The organism is Geodermatophilus sabuli (assembly GCF_900215145.1).
Lineage (GTDB): Bacteria > Actinomycetota > Actinomycetes > Mycobacteriales > Geodermatophilaceae > Geodermatophilus > Geodermatophilus sabuli.
In genome coordinates this window covers 43593-70042 of sequence record NZ_OBDO01000005.1, presented here as the reverse complement: position 1 = coordinate 70042, position 26450 = coordinate 43593, and the positions used below count along the sequence as shown (strand labels likewise).

Below are 26450 nucleotides of genomic sequence, written 5' to 3'. Positions count from 1 at the left end.
GGCGATCGCTGAGTCGCCCGGACTGTAGGCACGCGCGGCGGTCCCGTGCAGTTCCCGGCCGTGGGCAGCCTCTCGCCGGTGCTCCGTCAGGACCCGTGCTCCGATCAGAAGCGGCCGCCGCCGCCGCGCCGTCCCCCGCCGGAGGAGCGCCGCCCGCCGCTGGACCGGCGGACGCCCCCCGACGGCCGCCGCCCCCCGCCGGACCGGCGACCCCCGCCACCGAAGCCGCTGCTGCGGTAGCCACCGCGCGAGCCCCCGCCGTCGCCGAAGAGGATGCCACCGAGCACCAGGCTGCCGAGGTCCACGCCGCCGCGACCCGGGGACCCGCCGGCGAAGCCGCCGGGCCCGTACCCGCCCGGCCCGTAGCCGCCGGACCACGACCCGACGTCGGACCGGGCGGCGTCGAGCGCCCGCCGCGCCAGGGCGTCGGCCTGCTGGGCCTCGCGCACCGCGCTCACCGGGTCGCGCTGCCCCAGCCCCACGGCCGTGTCCAGGTGGCGCTGCGCCTCGGCGAGCCGGGTGCGGGCCTCGGCGCCGACGGCGCCCCGGCGGGTGCCGATGAAGTCACTCGCCGCCGTGATCGCCGACCGCGCTGCGAGCAGCGCGGGATCCAGGCCGGCCGCGGCCCGCTGCACCTGCGCCTGGGCGTCGCGGGCGCCGCCGAGGGCCTGCTCGAGGGCGGCGTCGGCCTCCTCCAGCCGGCGCAGCGCCGCCAGCGGGTCCGGCCGGCCGTCCGCGGGAGCGAGCGCCGCGTCGGCAGCGGCCAGTGCGGACTCCGCCCGGGCGATCTGCGGCGCCAGGCCGGTGCGGTCCCCGGCGGCGACGAGGGCCCGCGCCTCGGCCAGGTCCGCCTCGGTCTCGGTCCGGACCGCGGCCACCCGCTCGGCGGCCGCGGCGAGGTCCGCGGCCAGCCGGCCGACGGCGTCGAGCAGGGTGCCGGTCTGGGCGACGGCGTCCTCCGCGGCCCGGACGTCGCTCACCGCAGCACCCGGCTGCCCGGCGGCGAGGTCGCCCCGGGCCTCGACGACCTCCTGGTTTGCGGCGGCAAGACGGGCGCGCGCCTCGGCCACGTTGTCCGCGACCGGCGCGAGGGCCGCCTCGGCGAAGCGGGCGCGCAGCTCCTGCAGCCGCTGCTCCTCCGCCGGGACGCGGGCGCGCAGCTCGGCGATCCGCGGTTCGAGGGCGTCGAGGACCTGCGGCGCGGTGCGCTCGAGGTCCCGGAGCTGCGCGAACGCCTCGGCCTGGTCGTCGAGCCGGGCGTCGGCGGTCTCGACAAGCGTCAGGAGCTCGGTCAGCAGCCGCCGCGTCGCCGCGTCGTCCTCGGGCACCTCGTCGTCGAGCTGCTGACGCAGCGCGAAGGCCCGCCCGAGCTCGGCCTCGGACTGCGCGAGGGCGGCGTCGAACCCGGTCACCGCCTCGGGGCCGTACTGGGCGCGGGCGAAGTCGAGGTCGATCTGCGAGGTCTGCACCTGCTCGTCGAGCTCCAGGAGCGCCGAGCTCGCGTGGTTCTGCAGCTCCTGGGTGGGGACCCCGGCGTGCGGATCCGCCGGACCGGCACCCGGCCGCGCCGCCGGACGGCTGCGCCGGCGGGAGCGGGCGACCAGCCACGCGCCGCCACCGACGACGGCCACCCCGCCGATGACGAGCAGCGCGATGGACCCGCCTCCGTCCCCGCCCCGTGAGCCGCCGCGCAGGCCGTCGGCCAGCGCGACGACGGCCCCGGCCCAGTCCCCGTCGGACAGCGCCGGCTCGACGTCCTCGGCCAGCAGCGTGTCGAGCTCGTCGTCGGAGAGCCGGAAGCCCTCGTCGACCGAGATGCCGTAGGCACGGTCGTCGACGGCGACGGCGAAGAGCACGTCGGTGCGGCCCAGCTGCGACGCCGCGGCGGCCTGGTCGGCCCACTGCTGACCCGTGGCGCCGTCGAAACTCGAGACGAAGGTGACCCACAGCTGGGTGCCGTCCTCGACGCGCAGCGCGTCCAGCGCCTCCTCGACGCGGGGCCCCTCGCCGGACAGCGCACCGACCCGGTCCTCCAGCTGCTCGTCGAGCCGGGCGGGTGACTCGGCCAGCGCCGGCCCACCCGCGACCAGCAGCACGGTCAACATCCCCAGGACGACGACCAGCCGCCGCACGGGCACCTCCGAGGTGGGACGACGATCGCAGCGTCCGCGACCCTACCGACGCCGGAGGGGTCCGCGGGCGCCGCACGGGGTACGGGCCCACGACGTCGTCCCCGAGGAGGCCCCGTGTCCGAGCCCGACCGCATCCCCGCCGCCGACCTGCCGCCCGGAGCGGTCCGCCGCGTCGGGGACTGGGCGGTCGGCAACCGCGACGGGGAGCACTTCGCCGTCTCCCGCCGCTGCCGGCACCAGTTGGCCGATCTCGCCGAGGGCAGCATCGACGCCGACGGGTGCCTGGTCTGCCCGTGGCACCAGAGCCGCTACGACGTCCGGACCGGGGAGATGGTGGCGGGGCCGCGCGGCTTCCTCGGCTACCACGGCCCGACGCCCGGCTACACGCAGTTCGTCCGCACCTACGCCCGCGTGCTGCGGCTGCGCGTGCGCCGGGCGGTCCGCCGCGGCGAGGACGTCGTCGTGGAGTGACTGCGGCACGGGAGCTCTTCCCACGTCTCCGTGGCCGGGACGTGGGAAGAGCTTCCTATGCCTCGTCGCGGAGCTGCTGCCAGAGCGCCCGGCGGCGGGCCTGCTCGTCCGGGTCGGGCACCGGCAGCGAGGCCAGCAGCCGCTGGGTGTACGCGTGCTGTGGAGCGCCCAGGACCTCCGCGCCGGTGCCCTCCTCGACCAGCCGGCCGCGGTAGAGCACCGCGATCCGGTCGGCGAGCAGGTCGACGACGGCGAGGTCGTGGCTGATGAACAGGCACGCGAAGCCCAGTTCCCGCTGCAGCTCGGCGAACAGCTCCAGCACCCGGGCCTGCACCGAGACGTCGAGGGCCGAGGTCGGCTCGTCGGCGATGAGCAGCTCCGGGTCCAGCGCCAGGGCCCGCGCCAGGCTGGCCCGCTGCCGCTGCCCGCCGGAGAGCTCGTGCGGGAAGCGGTCACCGAAGGCCTTCGGCAGTTGCACCGCCTCCAGGAGCTCGTCGACCCGGCCGCGGGCGGCTCGGGGGTCGTCGGCCCGGCCGTTGACGACCAGCGGCTCGGCGACCGCCTCGGCGATGGTCAGCAGCGGGTTGAAGCTGGACGCCGGGTCCTGGAAGACGAACCCGATGCGGCTGCGCACCGGCCGGAACGCCTTCTCCTTGACCCCGCGCATCTCGGTGCCGAGCACCGACAGGGAGCCGTCGGTGACCCGGGTCAGCCCGGCGATGGCGCGCCCGATCGTCGTCTTGCCGCTGCCGCTCTCCCCGACCAGCCCGAGCACCTCGCCGGGCCGGATGGCGAAGCTGACGCCGTCCACGGCGACGAAGTCCGGCTTGCGCAACCGCCCCGGGTAGACGATCCGCAGGTCGCGGGCCTCGACCACCGGCGCCGACGCCGCCCAGTCCGGGCGCCGGATCGACGCCCGCTCCCGGGCGCGGGCCCGGCCCTCGCCCAGTCGTGGCACCGAACCGAGCAGCTGGCGGGTGTACTCGTCCCGCGGGGCGGAGAACAGCGTCCGGACGTCGGCCTGCTCGACGATGCGCCCCTGGTACATGACCGCCACCCGGTCGGCGAGGTCGGCGACGACACCCATGTTGTGGGTGATCAGCACGATCGCGGCGCCGAACTCGTCGCGGCACCGGCGCAGCAGGTCGAGGATCTCGGCCTGCACGGTCACGTCGAGGGCGGTGGTCGGCTCGTCGGCGATGATCACGCCGGGGTCGAGCACCAGGGCCTGGGCGATGACGATCCGCTGCTTCTGCCCGCCGGAGAACTGGTGCGGGTAGTGGTCGACCCGCTCCTCGGGGTCGGGGATGCCGACCCGCCGCAGGACGTCGATCGCCTTGGCGCGGGCCTCCTTGCGGCTGTACTGCCCGTGCGCGCGCAGCCCCTCGGCGATCTGCCAGCCGACCGGGTAGACCGGGTTGAGCGCGGTCGACGGCTCCTGGAAGACCATCGCGGCGTCCCGGCCCCGCACGTCGCCGAGCTGCCGCCGGGACAGCGTGACGACGTCGTGCTGCGCCGTCCCGTCCTTGCTGCGCAGCACCACCGCGCCGCGGGTGACCGCGGTCTCCGGCAGCAGCCCGAGGATGCTGCGCGCGGTCACCGTCTTGCCGCTGCCGCTCTCGCCCACCACGGCCAGGACCTCGCCGGCGGCCACGGACAGGCTCACGTCCCGGACGGCGGCGATGGTCCCGGCGTCGGTGGCGAAGGAGACCGACAGGTTCTCGATGTCGACGACGCCGTCGCGTGCGGTGGTCACAGTGCGTTCCCTCCCGTGCCCTCGATACCGGCCAGCCCCGCCGGACCGGCGCCCAGCGAACCGCCCGGCACGACCGAGGTCTCGCCGACGTCACCGGTGTCGGCCGACCGGCGGCTGCGCAGCCGCGGGTCGGCGAGGTCGTTGAGGCTCTCGCCGACCAGGGTCAGCCCGAGGACGACGAGCACGATCGCCGAGCCGGGGAAGATCGACGTCCACCAGATGCCGCTGGTGACGTCGGACAGCGACTTGTTGAGGTCGAAGCCCCACTCGGCGGCCGCGGTCGGCTCGATGCCGAATCCGAGGAAACCCAGCCCGGCGAGGGTGAGGATCGCCTCGGAGGCGTTGAGGGTGAGGATCAGCGGCAGCGTGCGGGTGGCGTTGCGCAGCACGTGCCGGGTCATGATCCGCCAGTGCCCGGCGCCGACGACCCGGGCGGACTCGACGTAGGCCTCGCCCTTGATCCGCACCGTCTCGGCGCGGATCACCCGGAAGTACTGCGGGATGAACACGACGGTGATCGAGATGGCCGCGGCCAGGATGCCGCCCCACATGCTCGACTGCCCGCCGCTGATCACGATCGCCATGACGATCGCCAGCAGCAGCGACGGGAAGGCGTACACCGCGTCGCAGACGACGACGAGCACGCGGTCCAGCCAGCCGCCGAAGTAGCCGGAGACCAGTCCGAGCAGCACGCCGGCGAACAGCGACAGCACGATGGCGACCACGATCACCATGAGCGCGGTGCGCGATCCGTAGATGACGCGGCTGAGGACGTCGTAGCCGCCGACCGTGGTGCCCAGCCAGTGCTCGGCCGACGGTGGCTGCTGGGCGCCGAAGGCGCCGTCGGCATCCCGGAGCTGGTCGTAGCCGTAGGGCGCGAGCACCGGGGCCAGCAGCGCGGTGAGCAGGAAGACCGCGGTCAGGACCAGGCCGGCGACGAGCATGCCGCGCTGCAGGCCGACGCTCTGCCGCAGCTGGTGGACGACGGGGAGCCGGCGCCACCCGCGGCGGGCGGGGGCGGTGCGGGGGGTCTCCTCGGCGGCGGGAGCGACGGTGGCCATCAGTACCTCACCCGGGGGTCGATGAGCGCGGCGATGATGTCGACGACGAAGTTGGTCACCGCGACGATGACGGCGAGCATGGCGACGATGCCCTGGACGGCGACGAAGTCACGCGCCTGCAGGTACTCGGCGAGCTGGAAGCCGAGGCCCTTCCACTCGAAGGTCGTCTCGGTCAGCACCGCGCCGCCCATGAGCAGCGCGACCTGCAGGCCGATGACGGTGATGATGGGGATGAGCGCGGGCCGGTAGGCGTGCTTGCGCAGCAGCCGCCGCTCGGCGACGCCGCGGGAGCGGGCGGCCTCGACGTACCCCATGCCCAGGGTGCCGATGACGTTGGTGCGCACCAGCCGCAGGAACACCCCGGCGGTGAGCAGGCCGAGCGCGATCGCCGGGAGCACCGCGTGCTCCAGGACGTCGGCGATCACCTCGGGATCGCCCAGCCGGATCGCGTCGATCAGGTAGATGCCGGTCGGGTCCTCGAGGAACTGCAACTCGATCTCGGCCCGGGTCGAGGCCCGGCCGGCCACCGGCAGCCAGCCCAGCCCGCTGGCGAACACCAGCTTGAGCACCAGGCCCGTGAAGAAGACCGGGGTCGCGTAGCAGAGGATCGCGAAGACCCGCAGCACCGCGTCGGGCCACCTGTCGCGGGCGTAGGCGGCCAGCCGGCCGAACGGGATGCCCAGGACGAAGGCGACGAGCAGCGCGTAGCAGGCCAGCTCGAGGGTCGCCGTCCCGAAGGTGGCGAGCACCTCGGTGACCGGGCGGCGGTCGGACAGCGTCGTCCCGAAGTCGCCGGTGAAGACGTTGCCCAGGTACTCGAGGTACTGCACGATGATCGGCCGGTCGTACCCGGCCTCCTGCACCCGCTGCGCCAGCTCCGCGCCGGTCAGCCGGCCCCCGAGCGCGGCGGTGATCGGGTCACCGGTCGAGCGCATCAGGAAGAAGACCGTCGTCACCAGGATGAAGACGGTCGGGAAGATCAGCAGGAAGCGGATCAGGATGTAGGCGCCCAGGCCTCCGCCGCCGCGACGACTGCGCGCCGGCGCGTCCTCCTGGGCCGGCTCGCCGGCCGCGAGCTCGGTCGCTGCTGTGGTCATGGCCTTCCTCCGTGCGTGCGTGGTCCGCACATGGGTGGCCCCGGGTGACTCCGCCGTGCGGCGGGGTCACCCGGGGCCGGTGTCGCTACCCTCTCAGGCCGGTCGTCAGCCCCGGCTCAGGGCGCCGTAGCGGAACTTGAAGGACGCGTCGAGCGTGTCGGCCGCGCCCTCCACGCCCGTCCGGACGACGGCGACCTGCGAACCCTGCAGGTAGGGCACGGTGGACAGGTCCGCGGCGACGAGGTCCTGGATCTGCTCGATCAGGGCCTGGCGCTGCGCCGGGTCCGGCGTGGCCAGCTGCTGCAGGATCAGGTCGTTGACCAGCTGGTTCTCGTAGTGGTTCGAGAGGAAGTTGTCCAGCTTGAAGAACGGCGACAGGTAGTTGTCGGCGTCGGAGTAGTCCGGGAACCAGCCGAGCTGGTACGCCGGGTAGACGTCCGCGACGCGGTCCTCGGAGTACTGCACCCACTCGGTGGTCTGCAGGTCGACCTGGAACAGGCCGGTGGACTCCAGCTGGTCCTTGATCAGGGCGTACTCGTCACCCGAGGACGGCCCGTAGTGGTCGTTGGAGTACTGCAGGCTCAGCTGCACCGGGGTCTGCACGCCGGCCGCCTGGAGCACCTGCGCCGCCTTGTCGGCGTCCGGGCCACCGTTGCCGTCGCCGTAGAGCTCGCTCAGGGACTCCGTCGCGCCGGTCAGGCCGTCGGCGACGTAGGAGTACAGCGGCGTGTAGGTGCCCCGGTAGACCTGCTCGGCGATCTCCTGACGGTCGATCAGGTTGGCCACCGCCTGGCGGACGGCGAGCGCCTTGGCCGGGTCGGCGTCGGGCTGGGTGGCGCCGAAGGGCTGGGTGTTGAAGTTGAAGACGATGTAGCGGATCTCCCCGCCGGGGCCGTCCACGACCTCGACCTCGTCGTTGCCGCGCAGGTCGTCGATGTCGGTCGCGCTCAGGCTGCGGAAGGCGACGTCGATGTTGCCCTCCTCGATGTCCAGCTTGAGGTTCGAGGCGTCGGCGTAGTAGCGGACGTTGACCCGGTCGGTCTTGGGCGCGCCCAGGAGGCCCTCGTAGTCGGGGTAGGCCTCGTAGGAGATGAGGTTGTTCTGGTCGTAGTTGGTGATCGTGTACGGCCCGTGGAAGGCCTCGCCGTCGACGATCTCCTGGTCGGTGGTCAGCTCGGTCGCCGAGAAGACGTCCTCGTCGACGATCGGCCCGACCGGGCTGGACAGCACCTGCGGGAAGGTCTGGTCGTTGGGCTGCGTGAGCCGGAAGACGACGGTGGTGTCGTCGACGGCCTCGACGCTCTCCAGGTTGGCCAGCAGCGACGACGGCCCGTTGGGGTCGGCGATGGCGACCTGGCGGTCGAAGGAGAACTTCACGTCCGAGGCGGTCAGGTCGTTGCCGTTGGCCCACTTCAGGCCCTGCTTCAGGGTGACCGTGTACTCGGTGGGCGAGGTGAACTCGGCCGACTCGGCGATGTCCGGCTCGACGTCCGGGCTGCCGAAGCCGGTGTTCATCAGGAACGGGAACACCTGGTTCATGACGGCGAAGGAGCCGTTGTCGTACGAACCCGCGGGGTCCAGCGTCGTGATCTTGTCGGTGGTGCCGATCGTCAGCGCGTCGCCGCTGCCGCCGCCCGAACCACCCTCGTCGCCGTCGCTCCCACCGCACGCCGTGAGCGCGAGCGCGGTCACCGCGAGACCCGCCGTGGCCGCGCGCATGCGCCGGCCGGTCAGAACGGAACTCATCCGCCTACCTTCGTTTCTTCCTGAGATCCCCCGCGGGCGCCGGACATCGTCCGCGCCGCGGCGGGGTGTGGGTGTTGGTTACCCATGCGTAGCACAGGGCGGTTCCGTCGCCGGGATCCGCTGGATGACTGTTATCGCCTCGTGACTGGGCTCCCCCCGAGCGGGTGGGACCCGGCGTCAGGCGGTGCCCATGGACGCCTTCCGCCCCCGGTCCGCTCCTCGGTCGCCGGCGCTCCCTCCGATGCTCCCGACCGCGTCAGGCGGTGCCCATGGACGCCTTCCGCCCCGGCCCCGTCCAGGGCACCGCCCCGAGCCGGCGAGGAGTGGGGAGGACGGGGTCCTTCCTCAGGCGTCGATGCCCATGGACGCCTTCCGCCCCGGCCCCGTCCAGGGCACCGCCCCGAGCCGGCGAGGGGTGGGGAGGACGGGGTCCTTCCTCAGGCGTCGATGCCCATGGACGCCTTCCGCCCCCGGTCCGCTCCTCGGTCGCTGGCGCTCCCTGCGATGCTCCCGACGGCGTCAGGCGTCGATCCGGCGGCGGCCCTCGAACGCCCGGCCCAGCGTCACCTCGTCGGCGTACTCCAGGTCACCGCCCACCGGCAGTCCGCTGGCCAGCCGCGACACGGCCACCCCCATCGGCCCGACCAGCCGCGCCAGGTAGGCGGCCGTCGCCTCGCCCTCGAGGTTGGGGTCGGTGGCGATGATCAGTTCGGTGACCGTGCCGTTCATCAGCCGGGTCATCAGCTCCTTGACCCGCAGGTCGTCGGGGCCGACGCCCTCGATCGGGCTGATGGCGCCGCCGAGCACGTGGTAGCGGCCGCGGAACTCGCGGGTGCGCTCGATGGCGACGACGTCCTTGGGTTCCTCGACGACGCAGATGACGTCGTCGGTGCGCCGCGGGTCCCGGCAGATGCGGCACTGCTCGGCCTCGGCGACGTTGTAGCAGGTCACGCAGAAGCGGACCTCGGCCTGGACGCGCTGCAACGCCGCCACCAGCCTGCCGACGTCGGCGGACTCCGACGCCAGCAGGTGGAACGCGATGCGCTGGGCGCTCTTCGGCCCGACCCCGGGCAGGCGGCCGAGCTCGTCGATGAGGTCCTGGACGGCCCCCTCGTACACGGTGTTCCTCTCGTCGTGGAGGGGACGCCGGGACTCAGAGGCCCGGCAACCCCAGGCCGCCGCCGCCGAGGCCGCCGGCGAGCGGCCCCATCCGACTGGCGGTGAGTTCGTTGACCTGGCGCGAGGCGTCACGGACGGCGGCGACGACGAGGTCCTGCAGGGTCTCGACGTCGGCCGGGTCGACCGCCTCGGGGGCGATGGTCACCGCGGACAGCTCGCCCTGACCGGTCATCGTCGCCGTCACCAGGCCACCTCCGGCCGAGCCGGTGACGGTCTCCTGCGCCAGCTGCTCCTGCGCGGCAGCCAGCTGCTGCTGCATCTGCTGCGCCTGCTTGAGCAGCTGTGCCATGTCGGGCTGACCACCGGGGAACATGACCCGAGCGTAGGCCGCGGGTACGACGCGCGGCGGGACGACGGGCCGACCACCTTCTTCAACCAGGAGGTTGACAACACGCCACCCTCAGGCGCACCCTCTTTTTCAACCGGTTGGTTGACGAGAGGAGGTCCCCCTGATGGCCGCCGATCCGCTGTCCCGGGTCTTCGCGGCCCTGGCCGATCCCACCCGGCGCGACATGGTCGCCCGGCTGACGGTGGCCGACGCCACCGTCGGCGAGCTCGCCGAGCCCTACGACGTGAGCGTCCAGGCCGTCTCCAAGCACCTGCGGGTGCTGGAGGACGCCGGCCTGGTCAGCCGCAGCCGTGACGCCCAGCGCCGCCCGGTGCACCTGGAAGCGGAGGTCTTCGACCTCATGACGAAGTGGATCGAGCGCTACCGCCGCCAGGCCGAGGAGCGTTACCGCCGCCTGGACGACGTCCTCCGGTCGATGCCGGACGACAGCCCACCCACCGCTGCACCACCCGAGGGAGGAACACCGTCATGACCACCACCGAGCACCACGAGACGCAGATCGCCGCCGACCCCGAGGTCCCGCTGATCCGGATCACCCGGGAGTTCGACGCCCCGCCGGCCAAGGTGTTCCGCGCGCACACCGACCCCGAGCTGGTCGTCCGGTGGATGGGGCCACGCGGCCTGGAGATGTCGATCGACCACTTCGACTGCCGCACCGGTGGCTCCTACCGGTACGTGCACCGCCAGGGCGGGGAGGAGTACGGCTTCCACGGCTGCTTTCACGAGGTCCGGCCGGACGAGCTCATCGTGCAGACGTTCACCTTCGAGGGCATGCCCGACGGCGTCGCGCTGGAGAAGCTCGTGCTCGAGGACCTCGGCGACGGCCGCACCCGGCTGACCGCGACGTCCCTGGTCGACTCGTTCGCCGACCGCGACGCCTTCGTCGCCAGCGGCATGGAGGTCGGGGTCCGCGAGGGCTACGAGCGCCTCGACGAGGTCCTCGCGCAGGGCTGAGAGCAGGCGCGCCTGCCTCATGGCCCCCCTGCAGGGTCCCGCCGCGAGCTTGCGAACGGTGGGGGGCAGGGGGTCCTTCCTCAGTCCTCGATGGGGCGGGCGCCGAGCTGGGCGCGCAGCAGGGACAGCGCCGCCTGCTCCGGGTCGACGACCGGCGCGGGTTCCCGGCCACCGGACCCCTCCGCGGCCCGCTCGGCCATGAGCTCGCGGGCCTCGGCGACCTCCGCCGCCCGCGCCGCCTCGCGGGCGGCCTCCGGGGCCACTGCCGGCCCACCGCTGCGGGCGGCGGCGCCCTCGACGACGACCTGCACCTTCCAGCGCACGCCGAGCAGCTCCTGCAGCGACTGCCGGACGACGTCCTTGTTCAGGTCGTCCCCGAGCATCTTGGCCAGCGCCGGCGAGGTGGCCGCCAGGGTGAGCGTGCCGTTGCCCAGGTCGTGCACCTGGGCGCTCTTCAGCAGCGCCTCGGTCGTGCGCTTGTGACCGCGGACGACCTTGAGCAGCTCCGGCCACGTGCGCCGGACGTCGGCGGTGGTGAGTTCGCCGTCGCCGGCGGGCTGCTCGGGCTGCGCCGACACCACCGGCGTCGGCTCCCCGCCGCGCGGCGCCGGCGCGGACTCCGCCGCGGCCCGGGGCGCGTCGTCGGCGGCCGGCCGGGGCTGGTCGAGGCGGGCGGCCGCCGCGGCAGCGGCGGCGGGACGCGGCTGGTGCGGCCAGTCCTCGTCGTCGGTCGGCTCCGGCGGCAGGGGGATGTCCGGCTCGGCGTCGGCGACCCGGGGCCGCGGCCGTTCCGCATCGGGCGTGGCCGGCGCGGCGGGGGTCGCGGGGGCGGCGGGGCGCGCCGCCCCGCCGGAGCCGGGCGGGGTCGTCGCGGGCCAGCCGTCGTCGGTCGCCGGCGCCGGGCGCGCGTCCGGCGCGCCGGAACCGGGTGGCGTGGTCGCGGGCCAGTCGTCGGCGGCCGCCGCGGGCGCCGCTGCCGGCGACTCGGCTACCGGGACCGCGGGGCGCCCTGTGGGCGGCGCGGCCGCCGGGCGCTCGGTGGGCGGCGCGGCCGCCGGGCGCTCGGCAGCCGGCGGGGTCACGGGGCGCTCGGCAGCCGGCGGGGTCGCCGGGCGCTGGGCGGGCGCGGCCGGGGCAGCGGTCTCCCCGGCCTGCGACCTGCGCACGAACTCCCGCCGCGGGCCGGCCGGCGGCGCGGGCGGGGTGTCGTCCACCGGCGGGCGGCGGACCTCCGCCTCCGGGGCGGCGGGGGCCTCGGCGATCGCTCCCCCACCCGCCCGGCCGGCGTGCTCACCGGCGATCGACATCCGCCGCTCGAGGCGCTCCAGCCGCTGCAGGGTGGCCGCCGCGGAGTCGTCGGTGCCGGGCAGCAGCATCCGGGCGCACACCAGCTCGAGCAGCAGCCGCGGCGCCGTCGTCCCGCGCATCTCGGTCAGGCCCTCGTGGACGGTGTCGGCCATCCGCGACAGCGTGGCCGAGCCGAGCGCCCGGGCCTGGGAGCTCATGAGGTCCAGCCGGTCGGGCGGGCAGTCGAGCAGCCCGTTGCCGCCGGCGTCGGGGACGGCGTCGAGCACGATGAGGTCACGCAGCCGGTCGAGCAGGTCGGTGGCGAAGCGGCGGGGGTCGTGCCCGGCCTCGACCACCCGGTCGACGGCGCGGAAGACCCCCGGCGCGTCGTGCGCGGCGAGGGCGTCGATCGCCTCGTCGAGGAGGGCGTCGTCGGTGACGCCGAGCAGCCCGACGGCGCTCTTGTAGGTGACACCCTCGGGCCCGGCCCCGGCCAGCAGCTGGTCGAGGATCGACAGCGAGTCGCGCACCGAGCCGCCGCCGGCCCGGACCACCAGCGGGAAGACGGTCGGCTCGACGGTCACGCCCTCGGCCGCGCAGGTCTTCTCCAGCAGGCCGCGCAGCGTCGTCGGCGGCACCAGCCGGAACGGGTAGTGGTGGGTCCGCGAGCGGATGGTGGGCAGCACCTTGTCCGGCTCGGTGGTGGCGAACACGAAGACGAGGAACTCCGGCGGCTCCTCGACGACCTTGAGCAGGGCGTTGAAGCCCTGCGTGGTCACCATGTGCGCCTCGTCGACGATGTAGACCTTGTAGCGGCTGTTCACCGGTGCGAAGAAGGCCCGCTCGCGCAGGTCGCGGGCGTCGTCGACACCGCCGTGGCTGGCCGCGTCGATCTCGATGACGTCGAGCGAGCCGGGGCCGTCGGGCGCCAGGGCCACGCACGAGCCGCAGACGCCGCACGGGGTCGACGTCGGCCCCTGCTCGCAGTTCAGCGACCGGGCCAGGATCCGCGCCGACGAGGTCTTGCCGCAGCCGCGGGGACCGCTGAACAGGTAGGCGTGGTTGATCCGCCCGCCGTCGACGGCGTTGACCAGCGGGGTGGTCACGTGCTCCTGGCCGACCACCTCGGCGAAGGTCGCCGGGCGGTACTTCCGGTAGAGCGCCAGTGCCACGGGGCGAGGTTACGTCCCCGCGGGGACACTGCCGGGCAGGCGGGCCTCCCGGGGACGGTGCCGCGGCGGTGGGTCAGGGCGGCCGCAGCCGCTCCCCGGGTGCCGGCGCGGGGTGGTCATCGGATCTGGCCCATCCGCCGGATGCCCTCGAGCAGGTCCTCGGTGGCCGTGGCCAGGGACAGCCGCACCCAGCCCTCGCCCAGTGGGCCGAAGGTCGTCCCCGGCGCGACCGCGACGTGCTGCTCGCGCAGCAGGTCCAGCGCCCACGCGCCGACGTCCCCGCGGCTGCGGTCCCGGACATCGACCCACAGGTAGAAGGCGCCCTCGGGGGTGAGGTAGCCCATGCCCTGGGTGTCGAGCTGGCCGAGGGCGAGGTCGCGCCGCTCCCGGTAGGCGTCGCGCATCGTGGCGACGTCCTCCTGCGGCCCCCGTAACGCCGCCAGCGCCGCCGCCTGGGCGGGGGCGTTGACGCAGGCGATCAGGGGCTCCTGCAGCTTGGCCGACTGCCGGGCCACCTCCTCGGTGGCGACCAGGTAGCCGACCCGCAGCCCGGTCATGGCGTAGGTCTTGGAGAAGCTGAACGCGCTCAGCACCCGGCCGTCGCGGTCGAACCGCCCCGGGCTGACATGCGGTTGCCCGAAGGTGAGCGCGTCGTAGCACTCGTCGGAGAGCAGCCAGAGGTCGTGCTCCTCGGCCAGCCGGACGAGGGCCTCGATGTCCGCGGCCGGCAGCACCGTGCCCAACGGGTTGGACGGTGTGTTGACCACGAGCACGCGGGTGCGCTCGGTGACCAGCCCGGCGAGCTCGGCCGGGTCGGGCCGGAAGCCGTGCTCCGGCCGCAGCGGGTAGCGCACCGGCACCGCCTGCAGCAGCTGCACCGCCATGGCGTAGTTCGGCCAGCCCGGATCCGGGATCAGCACCTCGTCCCCCGCGCCGAGCGTGAGGGAGAAGGCGTTGTGCAGCGCCTGGGCGCCACCGGCCGAGACGACCACCTGGGCCGGGGTGGCGGCGAAGCCGTTGGCCGTGCTGACCTTCTCGGCGATCGCGACGCGCAGCGCGTCGATCCCGGCGTTGGGGACGTAGTGGGTCTCCCCCGCCGCGTAGGCGGCCCGCGCCGCCTCGATGACGTGCACAGGCGACGGGAAGCTCGGTTCGCCGACGTGCAGCCCGATGACGGGGTCGGGCAGGCTCCACGCCAGGTCCATCACCTGTCGGATGCCGGAGCGCGGCATGGACTCCGCGCCGGCGGCCAGGGTCGGCATCTCCGGTCTCTCCTCGTTCGGCGGGTTCAGCCGGCCGGCGCGGCCAGCCGGGGGAACAGCGCGCGGGCGGTGCCGCCGAGGACCCTCGCCCTCCCACGCTGGTCGAGGTCGGGCAGCGCGGCGTCCACGAGGCCGGTCAGCACGGGATATCCGGGCACGTCGCTCGGCCAGGGGTGGTCGGAGCCCCACAGCAGCCGTTCGGCACCGTAGACGGCGGCGAGCCGTCGGGTGACCGGGAACAGGTCGGCGTACGGCGGTTCCTCGGTGGACAGCGCGTACTGGCCGGAGACCAACACGTGCACGAGCGGTGCGTCGCCGAGCCGGAGCAGCCGCTCGACGAGCGGCTCCGGGAACGGGTCGGCGAAGCGGGGCCGGCGGTGCTCGTCGACCCACATGTCGTGCGGGCAGAACCCGAGGTGGTTGAGCACCACGGGCAGCTCCGGCAGCAGCCGGACGAGCTCCTCCAGGAGGGGCAGCTGCTCCGGCGGCAGGTAGCTCCACAGCGGCAGCTGTTCCGCGGCCAGGGCCCGCAGCACCGGCAGGGCCGGGGAGTCGGCCACTGGCCGTCCCGGCTCCCCCAGCCACATGGTCCGCAGCGCACCGAACGGCCACCGGTCCCGCCGGGCGCGCAGGGCGGTCACCGGGTCCACCCCGCCGGTGCCGAGCTCGGCCGGGGTGGCCACCGCGACTGCGGCGAAGCGCGAGGGGTGCCGGTCGAGCGCCTCCGCGACGTCGTCGTCCGCGCCGTCCAGGGGGACGAGCACGGCCGAGGTCACCCCGGCGGCGTCCATGTGGACCAGCAGGTCCTCGGCCGTCGCCTCCCGGTCGGCAGGGGCCAGCTCGTCCACGCCGCGGGGTGAGGCGGCTGCGGAGCGGAAGACGTGGGCGTGCCCGTCCACGACCTCCCCTCCCCCTCCGGGGCCGGTCATCGTCGGGCCCGGGTGACGAAGATGGCAGCCGCGGCCAGGATCACCACGCCGCGGATGAGGTCGGTGAGGGTGGCCGGCAGCTGCAGCAACGTCACCGAGCTGCTGACCAGCGACAGCAGCAGCACGCCGCCGAGGGTGCCGACCAGGCTGCCCCGGCCGCCGAGCAGCGACGTGCCGCCGAGGACGACCACGGTGATCGTGGAGAGTTCCAGCCCCAGCCCCGCGGTGGGCGACCCGACGGTGGCCCGGGCGGCCAGCAGGACGCCGGCCAGTGCCGCGAGGACCCCCGCCAGGACGTAGGCGGTGACCAGGACCCTGGCCACCGGGACCCCGTTGGCCCGGGCGGCCGCGGGATCGCCGCCCACGGCGTACAACTGCCGCCCGAACGCCGTCCGGGCGAGGACGAAGGCCACGACGGCGACCGCGAGCACCAGCACCGCGAAGGAGTAGGGCACCGGACCGATGCGCTCGAGTGCGACCGCGGACAGCGCGCTGGTGACCCGTCCGGTCGGCGTCGTGCTGATCGTGAACGCCGCCCCCTGGATGAGGTAGAGGGTGGCCAGCGTCACGATGAACGGCGGCAGGCCCACCCGCGCCACCAGCAGCCCGTGCAGTACGCCGATGAGACCACCGAGCAGGAGCATCCCGATGACGACCGGCGCCGTCCGGATCGGGTAGCCGTTGATCAGCAGGGCGGTGAGCAGTGCCGACAGCGTCGCTGCCGAGCCGATCGACAGGTCGATCCCGCCGCTGAGCACGACCAGGTGCTGCCCCAGCGCCGCCAGGCCCAGGACCACCGTGGCCGTGAGCACGTTCGCGATGTTCGCCGGGGCCCAGAAGCCCCCGGCGTCGGCGACGGTCAGGGCGAGGACCGCGGCCAGGAGGACGATCCACACGGCCGCGCCGGTCCGGGTGAGGTCGGCCAGGGAGATCCGCCGCGGTCGCGTGCCGGCGGCCACCGCGGCGCTCACCGGGACGTCCCTGCGGTGTCCAGGGCGACGTGCATGACGTTCTCCTCGTTGATGTCGTCGCCGGCCAGCTCGCCGACGACCCCGCCGCCCCGGCAGACGAGGACCCGATGGGACAGCCCGAGGACCTCCGGCAGGTCGCTGGAGACCATGACCACGGCCATGCCCTCGACGGCCAGCCCCGTGACCAGCCGGTAGATCTCGGACTTCGCACCCACGTCGACGCCGCGGGTCGGCTCGTCGAGCAGCAGCACGCGCGGCCCCCGCCGCAGCCACTTGGCGAGCACGATCTTCTGCTGGTTGCCGCCGGAGAGCTGCCAGGTGCCCTGCTCGGGGTCCGATGCCTTGATGCCGAGCCGGGCCTGTTCCTCCTGGAAGACCACTCGCTCCCGGCGGGTGGAGAGGAAACCGCCCCGCAGGACCTGACCGAGGGCAGCCAGCGTGGTGTTCGCCCGCACCGACAGGGGCAGGACCAGCCCCTCGGTCTTGCGCTCCTCCGGGACGAGGGCGACGCCGGCCGCGATCGCCCGCCGGGTGCCGGTGGGCACGGGGCGGCCGGCGACCTCGACGGTGCCAGCCGCCCGGGGGTGTTCCCCGGCGATCGTGCGCAGCAACCGGCTGCGGCCCGAACCGACCATCCCGGCCACGCCGACGATCTCCCCGGCGCGCACGTCGAGGTCCAACGCCACCGGTGACCGGGTGCTGCTGACCGGGACCAGCCCTCGCACCGCGAGGACGACCTCGTCGGCCGGCTCCGGCAGCGGCGGGAAGACCGCGTCGACGTCGCGGCCGACCATGTCCCGGATGATCCGGGGGACGTCGTAGTCCCCGGCCGGGCCGGTGGACACCACCCGGCCGTCGCGCAGCACGGTCACGTCGTCGGCGAGGTCGGTGACCTCCTCCAGCAGGTGGCTGATGTAGACGATCGCCACGCCGTCGGCGGCCAGGCCCCGGACGACGGTGAACAGCGACTCGAGCTTGTCGCCGGAGAGCACCGCCGACGGCTCGTCCAGGACGATCACCCGGCTGCGCCGGACGAGTGCCCGGGCGATCTCCACCATCTGCTGGTTGGCCAGCGAGAGGTCCTCGGCCCGGGTGCGGGGGTCGAGGTCCCCGAGCCCGACCCGCGCCAGCGCCGCGCGGACCTCGCGGTCCTGCGCCGCCCGGTCGATCAGGCCCCGGGAGGTGCGCTCCTGTCCGAGCATCACGTTGTCACCGACGCTCATCGCCGGCAGCACGGTCAGCTCCTGGTACACCGCGCTGACCCCCTCGGCCATGGCCTCGCGGGGGTCAGCGAACCGGACCGAGCGGCCGTCGAGCAGCACCTCTCCCTCATCCGGGAGCTGGTTGCCGGTGAGGATGCGCACCAGCGTGGACTTCCCGGCCCCGTTCTCCCCGACGAGGGCGTGGACCCGACCGGACCGACACGTGAGGTCGGCCCGGTCGAGCGCCCGCACCCCGGGAAAGGACTTCGTCAGCCCCCGGGCCTGCAGAACAGCCGCCGTGGAGGACGTCATGGGGTCAGCAGAGCCCCAGTCCGCGCAGCTGCTCGTCCGGCAGGGAGGACGGGACGAACAGGTTGTCGCTGCACTCCGGCCGGACGTACTGGTCGATCTGCTCGTGCGTGAAGCTCGGGCTGTTGATGTAGACCTTGTCGAGGACCGGCTCACCCGCCAGGACCGACATCGCCGTGTCCAGGCACTCGACGCTCTGCTCCGGGGGGAACGACGACAGGCCGAAGCGGACGTCGGTGCCCTGGACGGCCTTGAGGAACGCGTTGATCGCGTCACCGGTGAGCGGCGGAACGGGCTTGCCCGCCTCCTGGTAGGCCTGCACCACGCCGAGGTCGCCGTAACCGGAGTCCGACCAGATGCCGTCGAGGTCGGGGTACTGGGTCACCAGGTTCGCCGCCACCTGCTTGGCGACGGTCGGCGACCACTCGGTGTACTGCTCGGTCACCACCTCGATGCCCGGGTGCTCGGCGAACACCTCGAGCGCGGCCGCCTTCTGGAACTCCGCGGTCGGCACGCCGGCCAGGCCACTGAGCACGGCGACCTGCCCCTCACCGCCGAGCTGCTGGACCAGCCACTCGGCGTAGGCGGTGCCGAGGAGTTCGTACTGACGAGTCACCGTGGACACCGCGCCGCTGTCCGAGCCGAGCCGGCCCGCGCACAGGACGACGGGGATCCCCTGGTTGGCGGCGGCCTGCACCTGGCCGGTGATGCCCTCCCCCATCGGCACCACGACGAGCGCGTCGGGGTCCTGGGAGGCCAGCTGCTGGATGTTGTCCACCTGCGCGGTGGCGTCACCGTTGGCCGAGGCGTACAGGACCTCCACCCCGAGTTCCTCGGCGTGGCTGCGGAACGCCTCCTCGTTGGTCAGGCCCCACGAGTTCGTCGGCCCCTGCGCGGCGAAGGCGATCCGGTACGTGTCCCCCTGCTTGGGCTCGGCGGCCCACTCCGCGGTGTCGACCTCGCAGACCTCCTCCGCGGTGGGCTGCAGGTCCTCCAGCCCCAGCTGCTCGGCGGTCTCGGTCCAGGCCTCCTCGTAGGACGCCTGCGCCTCCTCGGCGTTGGCGCAATCCCCACCACCCCCACCGCCCTCACCGCCGGCGCTCGCGCCCTCCTGCTCGGTCCCACAGGCCGCCACGAGCGCGGCTGCGAGGCCGACGGCCAGCGGCAGGCGCAGCTGCCGCGCACGGCCCGAGACGCCGATGTGTGTCCTCATCGCACTCCATCCCTCTGCTTGTTCCGACGGGGGGACCGAGGGGTCCATCCGCTGTTCTGGAGCCAGACGGCCAGCAGGATCACGGCGCCGCTCACGATCAGCTGCGCCCCGGCGCCCGCGCCGAGCTGCCGCAGCCAGGCCAGCAGGACGGCGAGCAGCACGACGCCGGCGACGGTCTGGCCGATGCGGCCTCGCCCCCCGGTCAGACCGACGCCACCGATCACCGCGGCGGCAACGGAGTTCAGGTCGAGGCTGCGGGACAGACGGGCGTCCACATAGCCGATGTAGCCGGCGTTGATCAGTCCCGCGAGCACCGCCAGCAGCGCCGAGGCGACGAAGCAGCCGGCGATGATCCACCCGGTGCGCACGCCGGACAGCGCGGTGGCCCGGGCGTTGGCGCCCGTGGCGTACAGCCGGCGGCCCAGGCCCGTGCGGCCCAAGACGATCCCGGCGACGACCGCCACGGCCAGGAACACCCACGCCGGAACGGGGACCCCGAGCCAGCGGCCGGTGCCCAGCGGCGACAGCGCGCCCGGGATGTTGCCCGAGGGGGCACCCCGCGTCCATGCGGTGATCACGCCCTGGACGAGGACGAACGTGGCGAAGGTGGCGACGAATGCGGGCACCAGCCGTCGGACCACGAGCAACCCGTTGACCAGGCCGACCACCGCGCCGGCGGCCAGTGCCAGCAGGATCGCGACGCCCAGCCGCGCGCCGTCGCCCCGGGTGTAGACGGCGATGATGACCGTGGTGAGGCCGATGACCGCGCCGATGGACAGGTCGATGCCGCCCACGAGCAGCACCAGGGTCTGCCCGACCGCGGTGACGCCGATGAGTCCGATCTGGAAGAGCACCAGCTGCAGGACCCCGGTGCTGTAGAAGCCCGGCGTGGTGACCGCGGCCAGCAGGAGGATCACGGCCAGACCGGCCAGCGGCGCGAGCAGCGACAGGGCCCGGCGGAGGAGGGCCCGCCCACCCGGCGCACTGGGTCCGGCCGGCGCGGAGGCCGCCACCGGCCGCGTCCCGGTGGTCACGAGCGACCGTTCTCCGCGGAAGGGCCCGCCATGGTGCAGAACCGGCGGGCCAGCTCCTCGTACAGCTCCACCGACCGCCGGACCGCGGTGACCGACACCCACTCGTCGGCTCCGTGCGCCCGGCGCAGCAGACCCGGGCCGAGCGCGGGCAGGGTGGGGACGCCCTGTTCGGCCTCGAACCAGGTCGCGTCCGTCGTCCCGGGGAAGACGGCGAACGGTGGCACCGTGCCGAGCACGGCGGCACAGGCCTCCTGGGCCGCCCGGGCGACGGAGTGCCCGGCGGGAACGGCGGCCGGCGGCAGCCAGTCGTTGGGGGCGGCGTCGTACTCGACCGCCAGGTCGGCGCCGGTCTCGCTCGCCACCCGCCCGGTCAGGTCGGTGAAGGCGGCGGTCACGGCCGCACGGTCCATGCCCGGGAGCAGTCGTACCTCCGTGTCGACGGCCATCCGGCCGGGGAGGACGCCGTAGCCGACGCCCCCCCGGTAGGTCATGCCGGTGTTGACGGTGGCGGCCCAGCCGGCGAGCCCGTCGGGGTTGGCCGGCACATCCAGGGCCAGCTCGTCGGCGACCGCGGTCACGAGGCGGGCCACGTCGACCCCGGCGTTCCGCGTGCCCGGCTCGCCGGACAGGCTCGAGTGCCCCTGCCGGCCCCGTGCGGACAGCCGCAACCGGGCGATCCCCCGACTCACCAGGTGCAGCCGGTCGAAGTCGGCCTCGATCCCGCCGGGCTCCCCGATGACCACGGCATCGGCACCCAGGGGCCGGCTCCGGGCGACGTGGCGGGCGCCGAAGCTCGCCCCGTCCTCCTCGTCGGCGGTGAACAGCAGGGTCAGCCGGCCGTGGGGCAGCGGGTCGCGTGCCAGCCGGGCCGCGGTGACGAGCATGGCCGCGACCGCCCCCTTCATGTCGGCCGCCCCCAGGCCGTAGAGCCGATCGCCGTCGATGTCGCCGCCGAGGGGGTCGACCGTCCACGCGGCGTCACCCACCGGCTTGGTGTCGAGGTGGCCGGAGAGCACCAGGTGCCGGCCACCGCCGCCGAAGTCCAGGACCACCAGCAGGTTGGGGCGTGCGGCGTCCAGGGCGACGACCTGGGCGGCGGGCAGTCCGAGCGCGGGGAGGAGCTCGGTGACCGCGGCGGCAACGGCCTGCTCGTCCCCGGGCGGGTTGGGGCTCGGCGTCCGCACGATCGTCTGGGTGAGGGCGACGACGTCCAGGACGTCGTCGGCCGACCGGTCCGGCCCGCCGGTCACTTGTACCGCCGGGCCCAGTCCTGCCCCTGCCAGGTCTGCAGCTTGACGGGGACCAGCCGGTAGAGCCAGCGCGCCTTGTCCAGCGTCGGCTCGAGGTACTTCGGGCCGTTCTCGCCGAGGTACCGCGTCGCCATCCGCTCGGCCACCTGCACCCACTGACCGCCCACGTTGGGGCGTTCGACGAGCTCGGCACGACACTGGGCGACGACCTTGCGCTGGGCACCCTCCTCGTCGACGGTGATCGCGCACCGCGGTTCCGCCTCCAGATACCGGCCCCAGGCCGCCTTCTCCCGCGGGACGACCCAGAAGGCCTCTCCGTCCCACTCCTGCCAGCACGGCACCACGTAGGGCCAGCCCTCGTCGTCCAGGCAGGCCAGCCGTGCGATCCGCGGCTCCGCCAGGAACGCGGCGACCGCGTCCTCGTCGAGCTTGCCGACCGTGCCGCGCCAGCTCTCGTCGTCGCTCATCGCATGCTCCTCTCAGGGCCCGGCGTGTGGACGCCGGCGGTCAGGTCGTCGGGCCGGGGGGCCGCGCCGAGCCGCCGGGACAGCTCGGTGGTGACGCGGACGACGTCCGGCGCCAGCCGCTGGACGTCGTCGGGTGAGAACCGGTAGGCCGGCGCCGAGACCGACAGGCCGGCGACGACGGCGCCGGTGTGGTCCCGGATCGGAGCGGCCACGCACCGCACGCCTTCCTCGTTCTCGATCTCGTCGGTCGCGAAGCCGCGCACCCGCACGGCCTGGACGTGACGAACCACGGTGGGCACGTCGGTCATCGTGTTGCTCGTGCGCCGCTCCAGGGGTGCCACCAGCAGGGCCGCCACCTCGTCATCGGACAGGCCAGAGAGCAGCACCTTGCCGATACCGGTGCAGTGCAACGGGTTGCGCGAGCCGGGCCGGGCCGCGGGGCGGACCGGCTTCGGACTGTTGACGGCCGCCACGTAGAGCACCTGGGAGCCGTCGAGCACGCCGAGGAAGCAGGTCTCGCCGCTGATGCCGACGAGTTCCTCCATGAGGTCCGCGGCCTGGGAGCGCAGGTTCAACCGGTCCAGGAACGACTGGCCCCAGGCCGCGACCCGAGGCCCGAGGCCGTAGGCGCCGGTGTCGTCCAGCCGGAGCACCTCGGCCCGGCAGAGGACGTCGAGCAGCCGCAGTGCGGTGGGCCGCGGCAGCCCGCTGGCCTCCACCAGCTCGATGAGGCGCAGGGGGCGGTCGCTGTCGGCGACGTGCTCCACCAGCGCCAAGCCCTTCACCAGCGCCTTGGCCGACCCAGCGGCAGGACTGGACGGGGAGTCCATTCGGTGCCTGGACACGGCGTCCATTGTGACGAGGATCACAGCGCGCACAAGGCCTCGGCGCCAGTCCGTCGTCCCGGAGAGCCTCCGTGCGGTCCTCCGGTGGGACGACGAGGACAACGCGAGGACCCCCCGCGCACCCGCCAGAGCCCGCTTATCCTTGCTGCCTTCCGGCCCTGGGGAGGTTCACAGGATGACGCCACGCGAGGGGTCGTGCACCACTGTAGGTCAATCCCCTCGGCCGCCGTCGAGCCGCCCGCTACGCTCGCGCGACATGACGCCCCGGCGCGCTCGCGCACTCCCCCCGCCCCGCTCCTGACCCGGAGCACCGCGGGCTGACCCACCCGGCCCCCGCGCCGGGACGCTGCGCCGTGCTCCGGACCGCCTCCCCGATCCGGACCCGCGACCAGGAGCGTCATGCCCACCCCCACCCGCGCCGCGCCTCGCGGCTCCTCGACCACGCCCGCGACCGGCGGCTTCGTGTTGGTCGTCCTCGCCGCCCTCTGCTGGGGCACCGCCGGCGTCAGCGGTCGCGTCGTCGCCGACCGCACCGACCTCGGCCCGCTCGACATCGCCTGGCACCGCATGGCGATCGGCGCGGCGGTGCTGCTCGCGGCTCACCTGCTCACCACCCGCCGCCGGGCGGGCACGGCCGTCCGGGTCACCCGCCCGGTCGCCGTCCGGCTGGCCCTCGTCGCAGCCGGGCTGGCCGCCTACCAGCTGGCGTACTTCGCCGCCGTCGCCAGCGCGGGGGTGAGCGTCGCCACCCTGGTGGCGCTGGGCCTCGCGCCCCTCCTCATCGCCGTGGGCGCCGCCCTGCTCGGCCACGGCCGCCCCGACCGGGCCACGGGAGTCGCGCTCGCCGCCGCGCTGACCGGGCTGGGGCTGCTCGTGGGGCTGACCGCCGGCGCCTCGGCCGGGACGGCGGTGCTGCTGGGGGCGCTGCTCGCGGTCGGCTCGGCCCTCGGCTACGCGGTCGTCACCCTCGCCAGCGGCGACGTGCCGGCCGGCGTCCCGGTGACGCTCGCCGGCTTCGTCGGCGGGGCGGTGCTGCTGACGCCGGTCGCGCTCGTCGCCGGGCTGCGGCTGACGACCGAGCCGGTCGCCCTGCTCACGCTGCTGTACCTGGGCGTGGTGCCCAGCGCCGCCGCCTACGCGCTGTTCTTCCGCGGCCTGCGAACGGTGCCGGGCGCGGTGGCGGCGATCGTCACGCTGCTGGAACCGGTGACCGCGACCGCACTGGCGACGGCGTTCCTCGGCGAGCGGCTCCCGGTCGGGGCGCTGCTGGGCGGACTGCTCGTGCTCGCCGCCGTGGCGGGTCTGTACCTGCGCCGGGTGGTTGCGCCCGCCGTCACCCCCCAGCCGGACGGCGCGGTGCCCTGAGGCCCCGCCGGCCCCGGACGCACGGAGGCCGGGCCCCGCTGGTGCGGGACCCGGCCTCGGGTGCGGAGGATGGGAGATTCGAACTCCCGAGGGGTTGCCCCCAACCCGCTTTCCAAGCGAGCGCCATAGGCCACTAGGCGAATCCTCCACGTGCGCGGGCCAGGATACCGGGCGCCGTCCGGCCGGTCAGCCGCGGCACCCGGCGCGGCCCGGACACCGCCGGGGACGGGGCGGTGGTTTCCCGGCGGCCGGGTGGGGCAGGGTGGTCCGGAACGGGAACCCCACCCGTGCGACAGGAGAGGACGCCCCCATGAGCGAGACCGACCAGCTCCGGCCCGAGGTCGTGGAGGCCATCGTCGCGGTGCTGAAGGGCGCCGACCCCTCGCAGCTGCCGCCGACGGCGACCAAGGAGGAGAAGGACGCCGCGAAGGACCGCTACCTGTCGGAGTTCGTGGCCGAGCGCAGCAAGCGCGACCGTCAGACGCGGGCGTGGGAGCTGCTGCTCACCCGCAGCTACGACGAGCCCCCGACCTGGCAGCGGCTGTTCGACGACCTCTCCCCCGACGTCGCCGAGGAGCTCGGCGAGCTCTACGACGTGCTCCCCGCGGGCGCCCAGGAGGAGTACGCCCGCCGGTTCGGCGTCCCCAGCGGCGTCTGAGCGGCACCCACGGCGAGTCCGCCGGGCAGGACGCTCCCCCGATGACCGCATCCGGCCGTCTGGTCGCCGGGCGCTACCGGCTGGTCTCGCGCATCGGTGGCGGCGGCATGGGCGCGGTCTGGCTCGGCCGCGACGAGCTGCTGGGCCGCGAGGTGGCGGTCAAGCAGGTGCTGCCGCCGGCCGGCGCGGACGCGGCGGCCGAGGAGCAGCAGCGCCAACGCGCCCTGCGTGAGGGCCGGATCGCCGCTCGGCTGAGCCATCCGCACGCCATCTCCGTCTACGACGTGGCGCTCGAGGGCGGTGCTCCGTGGCTGGTCATGGAGTACCTGCCCTCGCGCAGCCTGGCGGAGGTGGTGCACGACGACGGCCGGCTGTCGGTGGACCAGGTGGCGCAGGTGGGCGCGCAGGTGGCCGATGCACTGGCTGCCACGCACGCCGCGGGCATCGTGCACCGCGACGTGAAACCGGCCAACATCCTGATCGGGCAGGGGCCGAGGGTCGAGGGCCTGGTCAAGATCACCGACTTCGGCATCTCCCACGCCGCCGGTGACGTGACGTTGACCCAGACCGGGCAGATCACGGGCACTCCGGCGTTCCTGGCGCCCGAGGTGGCGCAGGGTGCGGAGATGTCGCCGGAGAGCGACGTCTTCTCCCTCGGCGCCACGCTGTACACCTGCCTCGAGGGGCAGCCGCCGTTCGGCATGGACGACAACCCCCTGCGGCTGCTGCACCGGGTCGCCGCGGGCGGCCCCGTGCCGCCGCGCCGCGCCGGCTCCCTGACCGGGCCGCTCACCCGGATGCTGGACGACGACCCCGCCCGGCGGCCGACGATGGCGCAGGTCCGCGACGAGCTCGCCGTGCTGGCGGCCGGCCGGGACGGCGACCCGACCACCGTGCTGCTGGGCCGCACCAGCCTGCGGTCCTCGAGCAACCGGCAGCGGACGACGGAGCTGGGCACCGGCGCGACGCCGGCCGTCGACTCCGGGGCGCCCCCCACCGCGGTGCAGGACGCGACGTCCTCGCCCTCCGCCGGCCCCGCCGAGGAGCCACCGGCGGCCGACCGGGGCGCCGGCCGGCCGCCCTCGCGGCCGGTCGCGGCAGTTCCCGCCCGGCCGCGACGGCGCCGGCCGTGGCTCGTGGCGGCGCTCGTGCTGGTGCTGCTGCTGGCCGGCGGCGGCGCCCTCTGGCTCACCACCCGCGGCGACGACGACCGCGGCACGACGGCCGCCCAGGGCAGCACGCCGGCTCCGTCCCAGGCCGATGACTCCTCGGCGCCGGAGAGCTCCGCCCCCGAGCCGGCCCCGACGACCTCCGCCGCGCCCACCACCACCGAACCCACCGCCACCGAGGCCACCACCGAGCCCACCACCGCGCCCGGTTCGGAGGACGACCCGGTCACCGTGGCCGAGCAGACGCTGGGCGACTACTACGCGCTGCTGCCCGGCGACCCGGACGCCGCCTACGCGATGACCGGCCCCTCCCTGCGGGGCACCGCCGGTCGCGACTACTACCGGGACTTCTGGTCCCCGTGGTCGGAGGTCGAGCTGGCCGGCCTGCGCGACGTCGAGGAGCAGGACGGAGCGATCACCGCGGCCACGGAGGTGCGCTTCACCGGGACAGACGGCAGCCGCCACGTCGAGCTGCACGAGGTGCGGTTCACGCAGGACGACGACGGCCGGTGGTTGGTCGACCTCGACCGGTACGTGGAGACCATCGGCTGACCCCGCCTGCGAACGACGGA

Annotated in this window: 23 protein-coding genes, 1 tRNA gene and 1 other RNA gene; 6 read left to right on the top strand and 19 right to left on the bottom strand. The window is 74.5% G+C overall.

Annotated elements, in window-relative coordinates:
- Positions 1-104: 104 nt before the first annotated feature.
- Positions 105-2132, bottom strand: coding sequence for a TPM domain-containing protein (locus tag CRP39_RS12590; RefSeq protein WP_216359718.1), 2028 nt, complete (start codon positions 2130-2132; stop codon positions 105-107).
- A 114-nt stretch (positions 2133-2246) separates the two neighbouring features.
- Between CRP39_RS12590 and CRP39_RS12585 the strand changes: the two genes are divergently transcribed.
- Positions 2247-2603 carry a Rieske (2Fe-2S) protein gene (locus CRP39_RS12585; RefSeq protein WP_097206741.1) on the top strand — a complete coding sequence of 119 codons (357 nt, stop codon included), beginning with the start codon at positions 2247-2249 and terminating at the stop codon, positions 2601-2603.
- A gap of 55 nt (positions 2604-2658) precedes the next feature.
- Here the strand turns inward: CRP39_RS12585 and CRP39_RS12580 are convergent, their stop codons facing one another.
- The 6 genes from CRP39_RS12580 to CRP39_RS12555 form a co-directional block, all read right to left on the bottom strand.
- Complete coding sequence (locus CRP39_RS12580) at positions 2659-4359, bottom strand: dipeptide ABC transporter ATP-binding protein (protein ID WP_097206740.1); 1701 nt, start codon at positions 4357-4359, stop codon at positions 2659-2661.
- Positions 4356-5420, bottom strand: a complete 1065-nt coding sequence (locus CRP39_RS12575; RefSeq protein WP_097206739.1) for an ABC transporter permease — start codon at positions 5418-5420, stop codon at positions 4356-4358. Before CRP39_RS12575 ends, CRP39_RS12580 begins: the two co-directional genes overlap by 4 nt.
- On the bottom strand, positions 5420-6517 hold the full coding sequence (locus tag CRP39_RS12570; RefSeq protein WP_097206738.1) for an ABC transporter permease: 1098 nt from the start codon (positions 6515-6517) through the stop codon (positions 5420-5422). The genes CRP39_RS12575 and CRP39_RS12570 overlap by 1 nt, the downstream gene beginning before the upstream one ends.
- A 105-nt stretch (positions 6518-6622) precedes the next feature.
- Positions 6623-8263 carry an ABC transporter substrate-binding protein gene (locus CRP39_RS12565; protein ID WP_097206737.1) on the bottom strand — a complete coding sequence of 547 codons (1641 nt, stop codon included), beginning with the start codon at positions 8261-8263 and terminating at the stop codon, positions 6623-6625.
- A 519-nt stretch (positions 8264-8782) separates the two neighbouring features.
- The gene (gene recR / locus CRP39_RS12560) at positions 8783-9382 is read right to left on the bottom strand and encodes a recombination mediator RecR (protein ID WP_097206736.1); all 600 of its coding nucleotides are present in this window, start codon (positions 9380-9382) and stop codon (positions 8783-8785) included.
- A gap of 34 nt (positions 9383-9416) precedes the next feature.
- Positions 9417-9755, bottom strand: coding sequence for a YbaB/EbfC family nucleoid-associated protein (locus CRP39_RS12555; RefSeq protein ID WP_097206735.1), 339 nt, complete (start codon positions 9753-9755; stop codon positions 9417-9419).
- A gap of 139 nt (positions 9756-9894) precedes the next feature.
- Here CRP39_RS12555 and CRP39_RS12550 point away from each other — a divergent pair, with 139 nt between their 5' ends.
- Both CRP39_RS12550 and CRP39_RS12545 read left to right on the top strand, forming a co-directional pair.
- Entirely contained in the window at positions 9895-10263 is a 369-nt protein-coding gene (locus CRP39_RS12550) for an ArsR/SmtB family transcription factor (RefSeq protein ID WP_097206734.1), read from the top strand.
- Positions 10260-10745: an SRPBCC family protein gene (locus CRP39_RS12545; protein WP_097206733.1), complete on the top strand. Its 486-nt coding sequence runs from the start codon at positions 10260-10262 to the stop codon at positions 10743-10745. Before CRP39_RS12550 ends, CRP39_RS12545 begins: the two co-directional genes overlap by 4 nt.
- A gap of 80 nt (positions 10746-10825) precedes the next feature.
- Here the strand turns inward: CRP39_RS12545 and CRP39_RS12540 are convergent, their stop codons facing one another.
- The 11 genes from CRP39_RS12540 to ffs all read right to left on the bottom strand — a co-directional run bounded on the left by CRP39_RS12540 (position 10826) and on the right by ffs (position 22884).
- A complete protein-coding gene (locus tag CRP39_RS12540; protein ID WP_097206732.1) occupies positions 10826-13204 on the bottom strand; it encodes a DNA polymerase III subunit gamma and tau in 2379 nt (792 codons plus the stop codon).
- Between the two features lie 116 nt (positions 13205-13320).
- Positions 13321-14466 carry a pyridoxal phosphate-dependent aminotransferase gene (locus CRP39_RS12535; protein WP_097206731.1) on the bottom strand — a complete coding sequence of 382 codons (1146 nt, stop codon included), beginning with the start codon at positions 14464-14466 and terminating at the stop codon, positions 13321-13323.
- Positions 14467-14492: 26 nt separating this feature from the next.
- Positions 14493-15365, bottom strand: coding sequence for an amidohydrolase family protein (locus tag CRP39_RS12530; protein ID WP_172442427.1), 873 nt, complete (start codon positions 15363-15365; stop codon positions 14493-14495).
- Between the two features lie 26 nt (positions 15366-15391).
- Positions 15392-16366 carry an ABC transporter permease gene (locus tag CRP39_RS12525; protein WP_172442426.1) on the bottom strand — a complete coding sequence of 325 codons (975 nt, stop codon included), beginning with the start codon at positions 16364-16366 and terminating at the stop codon, positions 15392-15394.
- Positions 16363-17880: a sugar ABC transporter ATP-binding protein gene (locus tag CRP39_RS12520; RefSeq protein ID WP_097206728.1), complete on the bottom strand. Its 1518-nt coding sequence runs from the start codon at positions 17878-17880 to the stop codon at positions 16363-16365. The genes CRP39_RS12525 and CRP39_RS12520 overlap by 4 nt, the downstream gene beginning before the upstream one ends.
- A 4-nt stretch (positions 17881-17884) precedes the next feature.
- The gene (locus tag CRP39_RS12515) at positions 17885-19090 is read right to left on the bottom strand and encodes an ABC transporter substrate-binding protein (RefSeq protein WP_101811060.1); all 1206 of its coding nucleotides are present in this window, start codon (positions 19088-19090) and stop codon (positions 17885-17887) included.
- A complete protein-coding gene (locus tag CRP39_RS12510) occupies positions 19087-20124 on the bottom strand; it encodes an ABC transporter permease (RefSeq protein WP_172442425.1) in 1038 nt (345 codons plus the stop codon). The genes CRP39_RS12515 and CRP39_RS12510 overlap by 4 nt, the downstream gene beginning before the upstream one ends.
- Positions 20121-21374, bottom strand: a complete 1254-nt coding sequence (locus CRP39_RS12505) for a M20 family metallopeptidase (protein ID WP_172442424.1) — start codon at positions 21372-21374, stop codon at positions 20121-20123. The genes CRP39_RS12510 and CRP39_RS12505 overlap by 4 nt, the downstream gene beginning before the upstream one ends.
- Positions 21371-21841: a pyridoxamine 5'-phosphate oxidase family protein gene (locus tag CRP39_RS12500; protein WP_097206724.1), complete on the bottom strand. Its 471-nt coding sequence runs from the start codon at positions 21839-21841 to the stop codon at positions 21371-21373. The genes CRP39_RS12505 and CRP39_RS12500 overlap by 4 nt, the downstream gene beginning before the upstream one ends.
- Positions 21838-22686, bottom strand: a complete 849-nt coding sequence (locus CRP39_RS12495) for an IclR family transcriptional regulator (RefSeq protein WP_172442423.1) — start codon at positions 22684-22686, stop codon at positions 21838-21840. Before CRP39_RS12495 ends, CRP39_RS12500 begins: the two co-directional genes overlap by 4 nt.
- A 102-nt stretch (positions 22687-22788) precedes the next feature.
- An RNA gene (gene ffs, locus CRP39_RS12490) (signal recognition particle sRNA small type) lies at positions 22789-22884 on the bottom strand.
- Between the two features lie 201 nt (positions 22885-23085).
- Between ffs and CRP39_RS12485 the strand changes: the two genes are divergently transcribed.
- Positions 23086-24051 (top strand): DMT family transporter, encoded by a 966-nt coding sequence (locus CRP39_RS12485; RefSeq protein ID WP_097206722.1) that lies wholly within the window; start codon positions 23086-23088, stop codon positions 24049-24051.
- 63 nt (positions 24052-24114) lie between these two features.
- Here the strand turns inward: CRP39_RS12485 and CRP39_RS12480 are convergent.
- Positions 24115-24199, bottom strand: a tRNA-Ser gene (locus CRP39_RS12480).
- A 162-nt stretch (positions 24200-24361) separates the two neighbouring features.
- On the opposite strand from CRP39_RS12480, the gene CRP39_RS12475 reads away from it, so the two are divergent.
- Positions 24362-24709 carry a hypothetical protein gene (locus CRP39_RS12475; protein ID WP_097206721.1) on the top strand — a complete coding sequence of 116 codons (348 nt, stop codon included), beginning with the start codon at positions 24362-24364 and terminating at the stop codon, positions 24707-24709.
- Between the two features lie 41 nt (positions 24710-24750).
- Positions 24751-26430, top strand: a complete 1680-nt coding sequence (locus tag CRP39_RS27210; protein ID WP_216359717.1) for a serine/threonine-protein kinase — start codon at positions 24751-24753, stop codon at positions 26428-26430.
- Positions 26431-26450: the final 20 nt, after the last annotated feature.